The sequence below is a fragment of the Sphingomonas sp. LHG3406-1 genome (assembly GCF_029637485.1).
Lineage (GTDB): Bacteria > Pseudomonadota > Alphaproteobacteria > Sphingomonadales > Sphingomonadaceae > Sphingomicrobium.
Map to the genome: position 1 here is coordinate 1261880 of NZ_CP069128.1, position 14436 is coordinate 1276315.

25 protein-coding genes are annotated in these 14436 nt (G+C 67.1%); 2 read left to right on the forward strand and 23 right to left on the reverse strand.

Going from position 1 to position 14436, the window contains the following annotated elements:
* Positions 1 to 2: 2 nt before the first annotated feature.
* On the reverse strand, positions 3 to 1412 hold the full coding sequence (locus JOY29_RS06130; RefSeq protein ID WP_300975298.1) for an FAD-binding oxidoreductase: 1410 nt from the start codon (positions 1410 to 1412) through the stop codon (positions 3 to 5).
* A 197-nt stretch (positions 1413 to 1609) separates the two neighbouring features.
* Between JOY29_RS06130 and JOY29_RS06135 the strand changes: the two genes are divergently transcribed.
* On the forward strand, positions 1610 to 2479 hold the full coding sequence (locus tag JOY29_RS06135; RefSeq protein ID WP_300975299.1) for a class I SAM-dependent methyltransferase: 870 nt from the start codon (positions 1610 to 1612) through the stop codon (positions 2477 to 2479).
* The gene (locus JOY29_RS06140) at positions 2476 to 2955 is read left to right on the forward strand and encodes a dihydrofolate reductase (protein WP_300975300.1); all 480 of its coding nucleotides are present in this window, start codon (positions 2476 to 2478) and stop codon (positions 2953 to 2955) included. Before JOY29_RS06135 ends, JOY29_RS06140 begins: the two co-directional genes overlap by 4 nt.
* Here the strand turns inward: JOY29_RS06140 and JOY29_RS06145 are convergent.
* The 22 genes from JOY29_RS06145 to rplD form a co-directional block, all read right to left on the reverse strand.
* Positions 2952 to 3485, reverse strand: a complete 534-nt coding sequence (locus JOY29_RS06145; RefSeq protein ID WP_300975301.1) for an ATPase — start codon at positions 3483 to 3485, stop codon at positions 2952 to 2954. The two genes, JOY29_RS06140 and JOY29_RS06145, sit on opposite strands and share 4 nt — an antisense overlap.
* A gap of 35 nt (positions 3486 to 3520) precedes the next feature.
* Positions 3521 to 4171, reverse strand: coding sequence for an adenylate kinase (locus JOY29_RS06150; protein WP_300975302.1), 651 nt, complete (start codon positions 4169 to 4171; stop codon positions 3521 to 3523).
* A gap of 61 nt (positions 4172 to 4232) precedes the next feature.
* Positions 4233 to 5606, reverse strand: a complete 1374-nt coding sequence (gene secY / locus JOY29_RS06155; protein WP_300975303.1) for a preprotein translocase subunit SecY — start codon at positions 5604 to 5606, stop codon at positions 4233 to 4235.
* 159 nt (positions 5607 to 5765) lie between these two features.
* On the reverse strand, positions 5766 to 6311 hold the full coding sequence (gene rplO, locus JOY29_RS06160; RefSeq protein WP_300975492.1) for a 50S ribosomal protein L15: 546 nt from the start codon (positions 6309 to 6311) through the stop codon (positions 5766 to 5768).
* Between the two features lie 159 nt (positions 6312 to 6470).
* Positions 6471 to 6647 carry a 50S ribosomal protein L30 gene (rpmD, locus tag JOY29_RS06165; RefSeq protein ID WP_249503718.1) on the reverse strand — a complete coding sequence of 59 codons (177 nt, stop codon included), beginning with the start codon at positions 6645 to 6647 and terminating at the stop codon, positions 6471 to 6473.
* Between the two features lie 5 nt (positions 6648 to 6652).
* Positions 6653 to 7411, reverse strand: coding sequence for a 30S ribosomal protein S5 (gene rpsE, locus JOY29_RS06170; RefSeq protein ID WP_300975304.1), 759 nt, complete (start codon positions 7409 to 7411; stop codon positions 6653 to 6655).
* A gap of 3 nt (positions 7412 to 7414) precedes the next feature.
* On the reverse strand, positions 7415 to 7768 hold the full coding sequence (gene rplR / locus JOY29_RS06175; protein WP_300975305.1) for a 50S ribosomal protein L18: 354 nt from the start codon (positions 7766 to 7768) through the stop codon (positions 7415 to 7417).
* Complete coding sequence (gene rplF / locus JOY29_RS06180; RefSeq protein WP_300975306.1) at positions 7768 to 8304, reverse strand: 50S ribosomal protein L6; 537 nt, start codon at positions 8302 to 8304, stop codon at positions 7768 to 7770. The genes rplR and rplF overlap by 1 nt, the downstream gene beginning before the upstream one ends.
* Before the next feature lies 1 nt (position 8305).
* Entirely contained in the window at positions 8306 to 8701 is a 396-nt protein-coding gene (gene rpsH, locus JOY29_RS06185; protein ID WP_029941092.1) for a 30S ribosomal protein S8, read from the reverse strand.
* 12 nt (positions 8702 to 8713) lie between these two features.
* Positions 8714 to 9019, reverse strand: a complete 306-nt coding sequence (gene rpsN, locus JOY29_RS06190; protein WP_300975307.1) for a 30S ribosomal protein S14 — start codon at positions 9017 to 9019, stop codon at positions 8714 to 8716.
* Between the two features lie 21 nt (positions 9020 to 9040).
* Entirely contained in the window at positions 9041 to 9625 is a 585-nt protein-coding gene (rplE, locus tag JOY29_RS06195) for a 50S ribosomal protein L5 (RefSeq protein WP_300975308.1), read from the reverse strand.
* Positions 9618 to 9938, reverse strand: a complete 321-nt coding sequence (rplX, locus tag JOY29_RS06200; protein ID WP_300975309.1) for a 50S ribosomal protein L24 — start codon at positions 9936 to 9938, stop codon at positions 9618 to 9620. Before rplX ends, rplE begins: the two co-directional genes overlap by 8 nt.
* Entirely contained in the window at positions 9938 to 10306 is a 369-nt protein-coding gene (rplN, locus tag JOY29_RS06205; protein WP_029941096.1) for a 50S ribosomal protein L14, read from the reverse strand. Before rplN ends, rplX begins: the two co-directional genes overlap by 1 nt.
* Before the next feature lie 29 nt (positions 10307 to 10335).
* Positions 10336 to 10611 (reverse strand): 30S ribosomal protein S17, encoded by a 276-nt coding sequence (rpsQ, locus tag JOY29_RS06210; RefSeq protein ID WP_300975310.1) that lies wholly within the window; start codon positions 10609 to 10611, stop codon positions 10336 to 10338.
* Between the two features lie 13 nt (positions 10612 to 10624).
* Positions 10625 to 10837, reverse strand: coding sequence for a 50S ribosomal protein L29 (gene rpmC, locus JOY29_RS06215; RefSeq protein ID WP_300975311.1), 213 nt, complete (start codon positions 10835 to 10837; stop codon positions 10625 to 10627).
* A gap of 2 nt (positions 10838 to 10839) precedes the next feature.
* On the reverse strand, positions 10840 to 11271 hold the full coding sequence (rplP, locus tag JOY29_RS06220) for a 50S ribosomal protein L16 (RefSeq protein ID WP_300975312.1): 432 nt from the start codon (positions 11269 to 11271) through the stop codon (positions 10840 to 10842).
* Between the two features lie 12 nt (positions 11272 to 11283).
* A complete protein-coding gene (gene rpsC / locus JOY29_RS06225; RefSeq protein ID WP_300975313.1) occupies positions 11284 to 11997 on the reverse strand; it encodes a 30S ribosomal protein S3 in 714 nt (237 codons plus the stop codon).
* Complete coding sequence (gene rplV, locus JOY29_RS06230) at positions 11997 to 12374, reverse strand: 50S ribosomal protein L22 (protein ID WP_300975314.1); 378 nt, start codon at positions 12372 to 12374, stop codon at positions 11997 to 11999. Before rplV ends, rpsC begins: the two co-directional genes overlap by 1 nt.
* Positions 12374 to 12649 (reverse strand): 30S ribosomal protein S19, encoded by a 276-nt coding sequence (rpsS, locus tag JOY29_RS06235; RefSeq protein WP_300975315.1) that lies wholly within the window; start codon positions 12647 to 12649, stop codon positions 12374 to 12376. Before rpsS ends, rplV begins: the two co-directional genes overlap by 1 nt.
* 3 nt (positions 12650 to 12652) lie before the next feature.
* A complete protein-coding gene (gene rplB / locus JOY29_RS06240; RefSeq protein WP_300975316.1) occupies positions 12653 to 13489 on the reverse strand; it encodes a 50S ribosomal protein L2 in 837 nt (278 codons plus the stop codon).
* A 6-nt stretch (positions 13490 to 13495) separates the two neighbouring features.
* Positions 13496 to 13816 carry a 50S ribosomal protein L23 gene (locus tag JOY29_RS06245; RefSeq protein WP_300975317.1) on the reverse strand — a complete coding sequence of 107 codons (321 nt, stop codon included), beginning with the start codon at positions 13814 to 13816 and terminating at the stop codon, positions 13496 to 13498.
* A complete protein-coding gene (rplD, locus tag JOY29_RS06250) occupies positions 13809 to 14435 on the reverse strand; it encodes a 50S ribosomal protein L4 (RefSeq protein ID WP_300975318.1) in 627 nt (208 codons plus the stop codon). Before rplD ends, JOY29_RS06245 begins: the two co-directional genes overlap by 8 nt.
* Between the last annotated feature and the right edge of the window lies 1 nt (position 14436).

Here is a 14436-nt window from a genome sequence, read left to right on the forward strand (position 1 = left end):
GGTCAGTCGACCAGCTTGCCGGGATTGAAGATGCCGTGCGGGTCCATCGCCCGCTTGATCGCGCGCAGGACCTGCAGGCGCGCCGGAGGGCCAAGCCGGGCGAGCTCGTCCTTCTTCATCTGGCCGATGCCATGTTCGGCCGAGATGGAGCCGTTCGCGGCGGTGACGAGATCGTGGACGAAGGCGCTGACCGCCTTGCCCTCGCCGCTGTCCGCCCAGTCCCGGCCGGCACTGGCGGGCGCGCGGACGTGGAAGTGGACGTTGCCGTCGCCAAGATGGCCGTAGCCGCTCGCCTGCGTGCCGGGGAAGCGCCGCTCGATCGCGGCCGCCTGCCGGGTGAGGAAGTCGGGAACGGCATCGATCGGGAGCGAGATGTCGTGCTGCGCCGCCGGCCCCTCGGCCCGCTCGGCCTCGGAGATGCTGTGGCGGAGGCGCCAGAGTTGCTCGGTCTGGTCGTTGCTGTGGGCGATGGCGGCGTCGGCGACGAGGCCCGCCGCGGCCGCATCGGCGAGCAGCCGTTCGAGCAGCGCCGCCGGCGGCTCCTCGCCCGGGGACGCCACCGCCTCCACCAGAACGTTCCACGGGAGGGGCGAGCCGAGCGGCGCGCGGGTCATGGGAATATGGCGGAGGACGCGGTCGAGGCTGGCCGCGGGGATGAGTTCGAACGCCTCGATCCGGTCGGTCGCGGTTTCGAGCCGGCGGAGGAGGTCGAGCGCCCGGGCGGGATGGTCGAGGCCGATCCAGGCGGCGGCGCGCTCGACCCGGCCGGGCACCAGCCGCAGGCGAAGCGCGGTGATCACCCCGAGCGTGCCTTCGGCGCCGACCAGCAGATGATCGATCGAGACCCCGCGATTGTCCTTCTTGAGGCCGCCGAGGCTGTCGTGGACGAGGCCGCCCGAGAGCACCGCCTCCATGCCTAGCACCTGCGCGCGCATGGTGCCGAAGCGAAGCACCTGGACGCCGCCGGCATTGGTGGCCGCCAGCCCGCCGACCGTCGCCGATCCGCGCGCGCCGAGGTCGAGCGGGAAGCGGGCACCGGCGGCCTCGGCCTCGCGGTGGAGGGTGTCGAGGATGACGCCCGCTTCGACAATTGCTTTGTCGGGCGCAATGGCGCGGATGCGATTCATGCGGCGGAGCGACAGCAGCACCGCCGAACCGTCGGCGGGCGGGGTCGCGCCGCCGACCATGGACGTATTGCCGCCCTGCGGCACGAGACCGACCCCATGCGCTTCGGCGGCCGCCACGATGGCCGTCACTTCGTCGCAAGTGGACGGCTGCAGCAGCACCGGACTAACCCCGGCCCAGCGCCCGCGCCAGTCGGTCAGCCAGGGCGCGATGTCCGCCGCATCGGTGACGATGGACGGCGGCGCGAGGCCGGGCTGGAGGGCGTGGAGGAAGGAAGCGAGGGTCATCGGAGAAAAAGAAAAACTGCCTTGGATTTCACTTCGTCCACTTCGCTCCGGCGGTCGGTCCGGGGCCCGTCGTGCGAGCGCATCGGCAAGGACGGGGCGGCGCGGGGCATCGCCGGCGAAGGTCGCAAATGCTTTCCTATTGTTCAAGGAGAAGCTGGTTCGCTAAGCCGGCCGTCACGCTGTTTCGGGGGAAGAATGTGAGCGGTCTGGTGTGGGGTCTGTTGCTGGTGGTCGTGGCCACATTGGTCATCGCCGGCGCGGGGAGGGCGGTCCAGGTCTATCTGCGCCGTCTGCGCGACGATCACGCACTTCGACCGACGCTGTGGAACCGCTTCTACACGCTCGACTGGGGCGAGACGGCGACCAACAATTACGGGTTCGCGCCGAGCGACGAGGACAAGGCGCCCGACCGCTTCCAGCGCCAGATGTACCGCGAGATGCTGAAGGCCCTGCGGGCGAGCGGCAAGGAGTTCGCCCCCGGCGCCCGCCTGCTCGAGGTCAGCTGCGGCCGTGGCGGCGGGCTCGACGCCTTTCTCGAGGCCGCCGGACCCGGTGCGTTCGAAGCGACCGGCCTCGACGTAGCGGCGAGCGCCGTCAGCTACTGCCAGAAGCAGTGGACCCGCCGCGACGGCGTCACCTTCGTCGAGGGCAGCGCGATGGACCTGCCCTTCCCCGACGCCAGCATCGACGTGTTGCTGAACGTCGAGGCATCGAACGACTATCCCGACCGCCAGCGCTTCTTCGCCGAGGTCCGGCGGGTGCTGAAGGCTGACGGCGTCTTCCTCTATGCCGATACCGAGAAGCGGAAGAACGACGGCCGGATAGCGCGCGAGCTGACGGAGGCGGGCTTCGCCTTCGAGCTGCGCGACATCACGGGCAATGTCGTTCAGGCCTGCCGCGAGGACACGCCGCGGCGCCGCGCCGTCATTGCCCGTGCGCCGCTGCCCGCCCGCCTGCTGCTCAAGGACGAGCTCGGCAATTATGCCGCGATCGAGGGCAGCACCAAGTTCAAGCGCTTCGCAAGCGGCGAGCGGCGATATTACCTAACCGCGGCGCGGCCGGCATGATCCAGCTGGTGGTGGCGCGCGCCGCAAATGGCGTGATCGGTCGCGATGGCAGGCTGCCGTGGCATCTTCCGGCCGACCTCAAGCGGTTCAAGGCGCTGACGCTCGGCACCGCGATGATCATGGGCCGCAGGACGTTCGACAGCCTGCCCGGGCTGCTGCCCAGCCGCCGCCACATCGTGGTCACGCGTTCCAAGGACTGGTCGGCGCCCGGCGCGGAGGTCGCGCATTCGCTTCCGCAAGCCTTCGCGCTGGCCGCGCCGGACGACGTCAGCATCATCGGCGGGGCCGAAATCTTCGCGCTCGCCCTGCCCTTCGTCGAGCGGATCGAACTGACCGAAGTGCAGGGCGATGTAGCGGGCGACACGATCATGGCCGATCCGCGCGAGCATGGCCCCTGGCGCGAGACCTTTCGCGAAGAGCATGGAGCCGAGGACGGCCGTCCGGCCTTCGCCTTCGTGACCCTCGAGCGCGCCTAGCGCCGGATCGCAAGATCCTCGGCATAGGCCGCCAGCCGCTTGGCCTGGATTGCCAGCACCTGGTCGACGAGGGGCGCGAGCTTGCCCGCGCCGCCGTTGGCGAAGCCCGCCGCGCGATAGTTGAGGACCAGTGACGAGCCCGCCGCGGTCGGCTCGATGGCGACCTGCATGACGCCGGTGGTCGCTTCGGCCAGCAGGGGGCCAAGCGAGCCGGTGAGGACGAGGCGCTTGCCCGGCTCCACATAGGCGACCCGCATATGTTCGACACCGCCGCCGTTCGGCAGGCTCTCGCACCAGCAGCCACCGGGCTTCAATTCGAGGCTGAGGTTGGCGGCCTTGCCGGAGTAGCTGTGATCGCCCGACCACCAGCGCGGAAGATCGCCGAAGGCGCGGTAGAGCGCCGCGGGCGGGAGGGCGGTGTCGATGCGGCTTTCGACTTCGAAGCCGTTGCCGCTGGATGACTTGACCTCCGCCGCGGCCGGGCTCGCCGCGAGCAGCGACGCCAGGACCAGTAGCAAGCCAGATTTCATGCAGATATCCTCCCCGCCGGCGAGGATGGACCTAATCAGGCGGCGCCGTCCAGCACCGCGTCGATCTGCCGCGACACTTCGTCGACCGAGGCCATGCCGTCGACCCGCGTGACCAGCCCGCGCGCTTCGTAATAGGGCAGGATCGGCGCGGTCTTGGCGCGATATTCGGCCATGCGGGTGCGTACCGTCTGCTCATTGTCGTCGGGACGGCGCTTGAACTCGTGACCGCCGCAGACGTCGCACGTGTCCTGGATCTCGGTAGGCTTGAAGCGGTCGTGATAGGGCGCGCTGCAGGTGGCGCAGGTGAAGCGGCCGGTGATGCGCTCGACCAGCGCTTCCTCGTCGACTTCGAGTTCGACCACGTGGCTGAGCGAACGGCCGCGCTCACCGAGCAGGATGTCGAGCGCTTCGGCCTGGTGCTGCGTGCGCGGGAAGCCGTCGAAGATGGCGCCCTTGCCCTCGCTCTGGTCGAGATGCTCGCCGATCAGCGCGGAGACGATGGCGTCGCTGACCAGCTCGCCCGCTTCCATCACGGCCTTGGCCTTGAGGCCGACCGGAGTGCCGGCCTTAACCGCCGCGCGGAGCATGTCACCGGTCGACAGCTGGACCATGCCGCGCTTCTCGACCAGCCGCTGCGCCTGCGTTCCCTTGCCCGCGCCGGGCGGTCCGAGGAGGATGATGTCCAAGGCCGGTAAGCTCCCTGTTTCGAAGGCAAGTTGTCACGGGCTCGGGAGAGCCCGTCAAGGCTCAGCGTCGAGCCGGACGCCCGCCGCCCTTCAGCTTCGCCTTCTTGATCAGGTCACCATATTGATGCGCGATCAGATGGCCCTGGACCTGGCTGACCGTGTCCATCGTCACGTTGACGACGATGAGCAGGCTGGTGCCGCCGAGGTAGAAGGGAATGCCGGCCTGGGCGACGGCGAATTCCGGCACCAGGCAGATGAAGGTGAGATAGGCGGCGCCGATCACCGTGAGGCGGGTCAGCAGGTGGTCGAAGTAATTTTCGGTCGCCTTGCCCGGACGGACGCCCGGGATGAAGCCGCCATGCTTCTTGAGGTTCTCGGCGGTTTCTTCCGAATTGAACTGCACCGAGGTGTAGAAGAAGCAGAAGAAGACGATGCCGAGCCCGTAAAGGGTCATGAAGACCGGGCTGCCGTGCTGCAGGTAGGTCGAGAGGGTGATCAGCCACTCGGATTGGCCCTCGGCGCCCGGGGTCGCGCCGGCCATCTGGATGACGGTCAGCGGCATCAGCAGCAGCGAGCTGGCGAAGATCGGAGGAATGACGCCGGCGGTGTTGATCTTGATCGGCAGGTGCGAGCGCTCCTGCGCCATCATGCCTCGGGCGGTGGCGCGCTTGGGATACTGGATCAGCACCCGGCGCTGCGCGCGCTCCATGAAGCAGATGAACAGGATCAGGCCGACCACCAGCGCGATGACGAAGACGATCAGCAGCGGGTCGATGGTGTTGCTGCGGCCGCCTTCGAGCAACTGCGCGAGGGTGCGCGGGAGCGTGGCGACGATGCCGGCCATGATGATCAGGCTGATCCCGTTGCCGATTCCGCGGGCAGTGATCTGCTCGCCGATCCACATCAGGAACAGGGTGCCGCCGACGAGGCTGATGGTGGCGGCGACGCGGAACATGACGCCGGGCTCGACCACCGCGGGGACGCCCTGCGTCGCTCCGAGGCCCTCGAGGCCGACGGCGATGAAATAGCCCTGCACCGTGGTCAGCAGGACCGTCAGGTAGCGGGTGTACTGGTTGAGCCGCTTGCGCCCGGTCTCGCCCTCTTTCTTGAGGGCCATCCACGGGCCGTACATGGTCGCGCCCAATTGCACGACGATGGAAGCGGTGATGTAGGGCATGACGCCGAGCGCGATGATGCTCATCCGCTCCAGGCTGCCGCCCGAGAAGGTGTTGAAGAAGTCGAGGACGCCGCCGCGCTGCGTGTTGAACAGCTCGGCCATGGCGGCGGGATCGATGCCGGGCATGGGCACGTGGCTCAGCAGCCGGAACAGGATCAGCGCACCGATCGTGAACCAGATGCGCTTCTTGAGCTCGGTCGCCTTGCCGAAGTTGGCGAGGCTGATGTTCGAAGCCAGTTGTTCGGCCTGCGATGCCATGTCGTTTGTTCGTCCCTACCCCAGGCGGACCATATAGGGGCCTGCGCTGCGGATGAAAGCCGTTCTCCGGCGAAAGCGGGAGCCCAGTGCCTTCTTCATCGCTGGAGAAAGGGGAAACTGGGCCCCGCCCCGGCCTGAGCCGGGGTCGCCGGGGATCGGTTACTTGCCCTGCTTGGTGGCCTTGTCGGCGATGCGCGCTTCCCGCGCCTTGCCCTTCTTGGCCTTGGCCAGCTCGGCCGGATCCTTGCGCTCGATCAGCTCGACGCTGCCGCCAGCCTTTTCGATCGCCTCACGGGCGCCCTTGCTGACGCCGGCGACGCGGAAGTTCAGCTTGGCCGAGAAGTCGCCCTTGCCGAGGATGCGGACGCCGTCCTTGCCGCCACGGCCGACGCCGGCGGCCTTCAGCGCCGCATGGTCGATGGTGCCATTGGCGTCGAGCGTGCCGGCATCGACCAGCTTCTGGATCGCACCGAGGTTCACCTCGGCATGGTCGCGGGCGAAGATGTTGTTGAAGCCGCGCTTCGGCAGCCGCATGTGGAGCGGCATCTGGCCGCCCTCGAAGCCGAAGATGGAGACGCCCGAGCGGCTCTTCTGGCCCTTCTGGCCGCGACCGCCGGTCTTGCCGACGCCGGAGCCGATGCCGCGGCCGACGCGGACGCGGCTCTTGCGGGCACCAGGATTGTCGCGGAGGTCGTTGAGCTTGATCGTCATGTTCTGCACTCGCTTTCGCTTTTGTCGCGCTTGGCTCCCCGCCCGCTGGCGGGAGGGGAAGAGCCGCTGGATGCGGCGAAGGGAGGGTCTGTCATGCGATTGCTCGCACAGGCCCTCCCCCGGCCCCTCCCGCAAGCGGGAGGGGAAATGGACTTACTTCTCGACGCTCAGCAGATGCTGCACCTTGCGGATCTGGCCGAGGACCTCGGGGGTCTCTTCCACTTCCACGGTGCGGTGCATCTTGTTGAGGCCGAGACCGACCAGCGTCGCGCGCTGGGTCTTGTCGCGGCGGATGGGCGAACCCGTCTGCGTGATCTTGATGGTCGCCACGTCAGTTACTCCGTGATGCTGTCGGCGGTGGCCTCGGCCTCCGCCTGGCTCACGCCACCGCGGCCGAGCAGGTCGGCGACCTTCTTGCCGCGACGCTGCGCCACCGAACGGGGGCTGGTCTGATCCTTGAGCGCCTCGAAGGTCGCCCGGATCATGTTGTAGGGGTTGGAGGTGCCAACCGACTTGGTCACCACGTCGGCAACGCCCAGGCTCTCGAAGATGGCGCGCATCGGGCCACCCGCGATGATGCCGGTACCGGCGGGCGCCGCACGAAGCGCGACCTTGCCGGCGCCGAAGTGGCCCTTGCCGTCATGATGGAGCGTGCGACCGTCGCGCAGCGGAACCCGGATCATGGCCTTCTTGGCCGCCGCGGTCGCCTTGCTGATGGCTTCCGGCACTTCGCGGGCCTTGCCGTGGCCGAAGCCCGCACGACCCTTGCCGTCGCCAACCACGACCAGCGCCGCGAAGCCGAAGCGCTTGCCGCCCTTCACGGTCTTGGAGACGCGGTTGATGTGGACCAGCTTCTCGATCAGCTCTTCGCCGCCATCGTCGTCTTGGTTGCGACCGCCACGGCGATCGTCACGACGGCCACGGTTGCCGCCGCCGCGATTGTCACGGCCACCGCCGCCACCACGACCGCCACGGCCGCCACGCGGACCGCGAGCTTCCTGCTGCGGCGCCGGAGCGCCAGCGTCGGCAGCCTCGGCCGCGGCCGGAGCGTCCGGATTGCCAGCCTGGGTCTGGGTTTCGATCTCGTCAGCCATCACTTAGAACTCCAGACCGCCCTCTCGGGCGGCGTCGGCCAGGGCCTTGACCCGGCCATGGAAGAGGAACCCGCCGCGGTCGAACACGACCCGGTCGATACCGGCAGCCTTGGCGCGCTCGGCCAGCGTCTTGCCGACGAGCTTGGCGCCCTCGGTCGTCGCATTGGCGTTGCCGCGCAGGTCCTTGTCGAGCGTCGAGGCAGCCGCGACGGTGCGACCCTCGGCGTCGTCGATGATCTGCGCGTAGATGTGCCGGCCCGAACGGTGCACCGACAAACGCGGCTTGCCCGAAGCGCGGGCCCGCAGCGCCGTGCGCACGCGGCGCCGGCGGCGATCGAAAAGGGAGAGCTTGGCCATTACTTCTTCTTCCCTTCCTTGCGGAAGATGAACTCGCCGCGATACTTGATGCCCTTGCCCTTGTAGGGCTCCGGCTTGCGCCAGCGGCGGATCTCAGCCGCGACCTGACCGACCTTCTGCTTGTCGATGCCGCTGATCTCGACCGTGTTGGGGTCGGGAGTCTTGACGTCGATGCCTTCGGGGATCGCGTAGTTGACGTCGTGGCTGTAGCCGAGCTGCAGGCGCAGGTTCTTGCCCTGGGCCGCGGCGCGATAGCCGACGCCGGTGATCTCGAGCACCTTGGTGAAGCCTTCGGTCACGCCGGTGACCAGGTTCGACACGTTGGTGCGCTGCATGCCCCAGGCAGCGCGCGAGCGCTGGCTATCGTTGACCGGCTGCACGCTGATCTGACCGTCCTCGACCGAGGTACGGACCAGCTCGTCGAGCACGGTCATCGAAAGGGTGCCCTTGGGGCCCTTGACGCTCAGGGTCTGCCCCTCGAGGGTCGCCGTCACCCCGGCCGGAACCGGGACCGGCTTCTTGCCGATACGGGACATCTTAGAACACCTCCGCCAGAACCTCGCCGCCGACGTTCTGCTCACGCGCTTCCGCATCGGAAAGCACGCCGCGCGGCGTCGAGACGATGGTCATGCCAAGACCGTTGCGGACCCGGGGCAGCTCACGGGCGCCCGAATAGACCCGGCGACCGGGCTTCGAGACGCGCGCCAGATGCTGGATCGCAGGCTGGCCTTCGAAATATTTGAGTTCGATCCGCAGGCCCTTCTGGCCCGCCAGCTCCTCTTCCGAGTAGCCACGGATATAGCCTTCGCGCTGAAGCACGTCGAGGACGTGCGCACGCAGCTTGGAAGCCGGCGTCAGGACGCTGTCCTTCTTCGCCTGCTGGCCGTTGCGGATGCGGGTGAGCATGTCACCCAGGGGATCGGTCATCGCCATCTTGCGGTGTCCTTACCAGCTCGACTTGGTGAGGCCGGGAATCAGGCCCTTGTTGCCCATTTCCCGAAGCATCACGCGCGAGAGACGGAACTTGCGGTAGTAAGCGCGGGGACGACCCGTCAGCTCGCACCGGTTGCGGATACGGGTCGGATTGCCGTTGCGCGGCAGCTCCGCCATCTTCAGACGCGCGATCAGACGCTCGGTCTCGTCGAGGCTCTCGTCGTTCGCGAGGGCCTTCAGCTTGGCGTACTTGGCCGCCTGCTTCTCGACGAGCTTCTTGCGACGCTCGTTCTTGTTGATGGAACTCAGTTTCGCCATGACTTAAGTTCTCCTAACCGCTTACGCGGCAGCCTTTTGCTGTTCAGCGTCTGCGGGGAACGGGAAGTTGAAGAGGCGGAGCAGCTCGCGCGCTTCCTCGTCGGTCTTCGCCGTGGTGGTGACGATGATGTCCATGCCCCGGACCTTGTCGATCTGGTCATAGTTGATCTCGGGGAACACGATCTGCTCCTTGAGACCCATCGCGTAATTGCCGCGCCCGTCGAAGCTCTTCGGGTTGAGGCCGCGGAAGTCGCGGACTCGGGGAAGAGCGATGGTCACGAGCCGGTCGAGGAACTCGTACATGCGTTCGCGGCGAAGGGTGACCTTGCAACCGATCGGCATGCCTTCACGCAGCTTGAACTGCGCGATCGAGGTCCGGGCCTTGGTGATCACCGGCTTCTGACCCGCGATCAGCTGCATCTCGGCAGCAGCGGCCTCGACCTTTTTCTTGTCCTGGGTCGCCTCGCCGACGCCCATGTTGATGACGATCTTGTCGAGGCGCGGGACCTCCATCCGGTTCTTGTAACCGAACTTCTCGGTCATCGCCTTGGCGATGCGGTTATCGTAGTCCGCCTTCAGGCGGGGCGTGTAGCTGGCCTCAGCCATTGATCAGCTCTCCGGACTTGACCGCGACGCGCACCTTCTTGCCGTCGCGTTCCTCGAAGCGCACGCGGGTGGCCTTGCCGGTCTTGGGATCGGCAATGGCGACCTTGCTGACGTGCAGCGGCGCTTCCTTGCGCTCCAGACCGCCCTGCGGGGCCGCCTGGGTCGGCTTCTTGTGACGAACGGCGATGTTGACGCCGGCCACCACGACCTTCTGTTCCTTCGGGCTGGAGCGGATGACCTCGCCGGTCTTCCCCTTGTCCTTGCCCGACAGGACGACGACCTTGTCGCCCTTCTTGATCTTCGCGGCGGCCATTACAGCACCTCAGGCGCGAGAGAGATGATCTTCATGTGCTTCTTGGCGCGCAGTTCGCGCACCACCGGCCCGAAGATACGGGTGCCGATCGGCTCCTCGTTCTTGTTGACCAGCACGGCGGCATTGCTGTCGAAGCGGATCACCGAACCGTCGGGACGGCGGATGTCCTTGGCGGTGCGAACGATGACGGCGCGGTGCACGTCACCCTTCTTCACGCGGCCCTTCGGAGCGGCTTCCTTGACGGAGACGACGATGATGTCGCCGACGCCAGCGGTGCGGCGCTTGGACCCGCCAAGCACCTTGATGCACATGACGCGCTTGGCGCCGCTGTTGTCCGCGACGTCCAGGTTGGACTGCATCTGGATCATGGTTCTACCCTATCCTTCTTCGCGGACGCTCAGACGTTGGCCGCTTCGGCGAGGTCCGAGGCACGCGCCTCGTTCACCCGCTCGATCACGGTCCAGGTCTTGAGCTTGGAAACGGGGGCGCACTCCTGGATGCGCACCTGCTCGCCCACGCTGTAGGCATTCGCCTCGTCGTGAGCATGATACTTCTTCGACAGCTTGATGATCTTGCCGTAGAGCGGGTGCTTCACCCGCCGCTCGACACGGACCACCACCGTCTTGTCACCCTTGTCGGACACGATCGTGCCGGTGAGGACGCGCTTGGGCATCTCTTGTCTCTCCTCAGCCCTGCGCAGCCGGCGCGGTCTTCGCGCGCTGGCCCTGCAGGGTCTTGATCCGGGCGATGGTCCGGCGGACCTCGCGCACCCGGCTCGGCTTCTCGAGCTGGTTGGTGGCGGCCTGGAAGCGCAGGTTGAACTGCTCGCGCTTCAGTTCGCCGAGCTGGGTCGCCAGCTGGTCGTCGGTCTTCACCGACAAATCGTCACGCTTCGCCATGGTCAGTCGGCCTCAACCAGGGTTTCGCCAAGGCGGGCGACCACCTTGACCTTGATGGGGAGCTTCTCCGCCGCACGCTCGAAAGCGGTCTTGGCGAGCGGGCCCGGAACGCCGTCCAGCTCGAACAGGATGCGGCCGGGCTTGACCCGGGCGACCCAATATTCGGGCGAACCCTTGCCCGAGCCCATGCGGACTTCGGCAGGCTTCGACGACACCGGCACGTCCGGGAAGATCCGGATCCACAAGCGCCCCTGGCGCTTGATGTGGCGGGTGATCGCGCGGCGGGCCGCTTCGATCTGGCGGGCGGTGATCCGCTCCGGCTCCATCGCCTTCAGGCCGAAGGCGCCGAAGTTGAGCTCGGTGCCACCCTTGGCATTGCCATGGATGCGGCCCTTGAAGGCCTTGCGGAACTTGGTGCGCTTGGGCTGCAACATTGGTTCTGTTCCTTACCGGCGCCGGTCGTCGTCACGCGCGGGGCGGACGCCGGAAGTCTGCGCTTCCATCATCAGGCGGTCCTGGGCCATCGGATCGTGGCCGAGGATCTCACCCTTGAACACCCAGACCTTGACGCCGCACACGCCATAAGCGGTGTGGGCCTGGGCCTCGGCATAGTCGACGTTGCCGCGCAGCGTGTGCAGCGGAACGCGGCCTTCGCGATACCATTCGGTCCGGGCGATCTCCGCGCCGCCAAGACGGCCGGCGCAGGTGATGCGGATGCCCTCGGCGCCGAGGCGAAGGGCCGACTGGACGGCCCGCTTCATGGCACGACGGAAAGCGATACGGCGCTCGAGCTGGTCGGCGACGCCCTGGGCGACCAGGCGCGCGTCGATCTCGGGCTTGCGGATCTCGACGATGTTGAGGCTGACTTCCGAACCCGTCATCTTGGACAGGGTCTTCTTCAGCTTCTCGATGTCCGAGCCCTTCTTGCCGATGATCACGCCGGGGCGTGCGGCATAGATGGAGACGCGGCACAGCTTCGCCGGACGCTCGATCACCACCTTGGAGATGGCGGCCTGTGGCAGCGACTTGACGATGTACTGGCGGATCTTGAGGTCCTCGAGCAGCAGCCGCCCGTAGTCCTGGCCTTCCGCGAACCAGCGGCTGTCCCAGGTACGGTTGATCTGCAGCCGGAGGCCGACGGGGTTAGACTTCTGACCCATTAGGCTTCTTCCTGCTCGCGAACGACGACGCGGATGCGGCTGAACGGCTTGACGATCCGGCTCGAACGGCCACGCGCACGGGTCGCGAAACGCTTCATCGAGATCGACTTGCCAACGCTGGCCTCGGCGACGACGAGCGCGTCGACGTCGAGGTTGTGGTTGTTCTCGGCATTGGCCACGGCCGAAGCCAGGACCTTGTACACGTCCTCGCTCATGCCCTTGGTGCTGAACTTCAGGATGTTCAGCGCTTCCTCGACCTTGCGGCCGCGGATGAGCTGGGCAACCAGGTTCAGCTTGCGGGCCGAGCCACGGATGGTGTTACCGACGGCGAGCGCTTCCTTGTCGCCCACCTTGCGGGGTGCTGCAGCCTTGGACATTAGCGCTTGCCCTTCTTGTCGGCGGCGTGACCCGGGAAGTAACGGGTCGGCGCGAACTCGCCGAGCTTCATGCCGACCATGTCCTCGTTGACCGAGACGGGCACGAACTTGCGACCGTTGTAGACGTTGAAGGTCAGGCCGACGAACTGCGGCAGGATGGTCGAGCGGCGCGACCAGGTCTTGATCGGCGCGCGGCCACCGCTGTCCTGAGCGGCTTCCGCCTTCTTCAGGAGCGAAAGCTCGACGAACGGACCCTTCCAGACGGAACGAGCCATCTCTTAGCCCTTCTTCTTGGCGTGACGGCTACGGATGATGAACTTGTCCGTTGCCTTGTTGTGACGGGTGCGGGCACCCTTGGTCGGCTTGCCCCACGGGGTGACCGGATGACGGCCGCCCGAGGTCCGGCCTTCACCACCGCCGTGCGGGTGGTCGACCGGGTTCTTGGCGACGCCGCGGGTCAGCGGGCGCTTGCCGAGCCAGCGGGTGCGGCCGGCCTTGGCGAGGGTCTGGTTGCCATTGTCCGGGTTGGACACGGCACCGACGGTCGCCATGCAGTCGGCGCGGACATAGCGCTGCTCGCCCGAGTTCAGGCGAACGATGACCATGCCCTTGTCGCGGCCCACGACCTGCACATAGGTGCCGGCGGCGCGGGCGATCTGGCCACCCTTGCCGGGCTTCAGCTCGACATTGTGGACGATGGTGCCGACCGGCATCTGGCCGATCTCCATCGCATTGCCGGGCTTCACGTCGACCTTCTTGCCGGCGACGACCTTGTCGCCCGGCGCGAGGCGCTGTGGCGCGAGGATGTAGGCCTGCTCGCCGCCCTCGTAGGTGACGAGCGCGATGAACGCCGACCGGTTGGGGTCATATTCGAGCCGCTCGACGGTCGCAGCGACGTCCCAGGTCCGACGCTTGAAGTCGATGATCCGGTACTTCTGCTTGTGGCCGCCCGCGATCCCGCGGCTGGTCACGTGACCCTTGTTGTTGCGACCACCGGTCTTGCGCTTGCCTTCGGTCAGCGCCTTGACGGGCTTGCCCTTCCACAGGCTGCTCTTGTCGACGAGGATCAGGCCACGGCGGGCCGGGCTCGTCGGCTTATATGCTTTGAGTGCCATCGGTCCTTAGATCCCGCTCGTGACGTCGATCGGGTCCTGGCCGGGGGCCAGGGTGACGATCGCCTTCTTCTCGTCCGACCGCTGGTAGGGCTTGCCCTTCCAGCGCTTCGACTTGCCCTTGGTGACCATGGTGTTCACGTTGGCAACCTTGCGGTTGAACAGCGCTTCCACGGCCGCCTTGATCTCCGGCTTGCTGGCGTCGCCCGCGACCTTGAACACGACCGCGTTGAACTCGGAGAGCAGGGTCGTCTTCTCGGTGATGTGCGGCCCGCGGATCACGTCATAGTGACGCAGATCGATCGCCTTGGCCTCGTCCTTCTTAGCCATTGAACCGGGCCTCCAGCTTCTCGACCGCGGCCTTGGTCAGGACCAGGGTCTCGTGGCGCATGATGTCGTAGACGTTGGCGCCGACCGCCGGGATCAGGTTCAGACCCGGCAGGTTCGACGAAGCGTGCGCGAAGCTGACGTTCAGCGCGTCGCCGTCGATCACCAGCGCGGTCTTGCCGAAGCCCAGCTTGCCGAGCTTCTCAACCAGCGACTTGGTCTTGCCTTCCGGCACGTCGAGATTGTCGACGATGACCAGCTGGCCGCCCTGAGCCTTGCTGCTCAGCGCCATCTTGAGGCCGAGCGCACGGACCTTCTTGTTCAGCGACTGCGTGAACAGGCGGGCACGCGGGCCATGGGCCTTGCCGCCGCCGATGAAGATCGGGGCGCAGCGATCGCCGTGGCGAGCCGTACCGCCGCCCTTCTGGCGACCGAACTTCTTGCCGGTGCGGGCAACGTCCGACCGCTCGCGGGCCGCGCGGGCCATGCCGCGGCGGTTGGCGAGCTGCCAGGTGACGACGCGGTGCAGGATGTCGGCGCGGGGCTCGACACCGAACACGGCGTCATTGAGCTCGACCTCGCCGGATCCGGCCGCGTCGAGGGTCTTGATTTCGACCTTCATC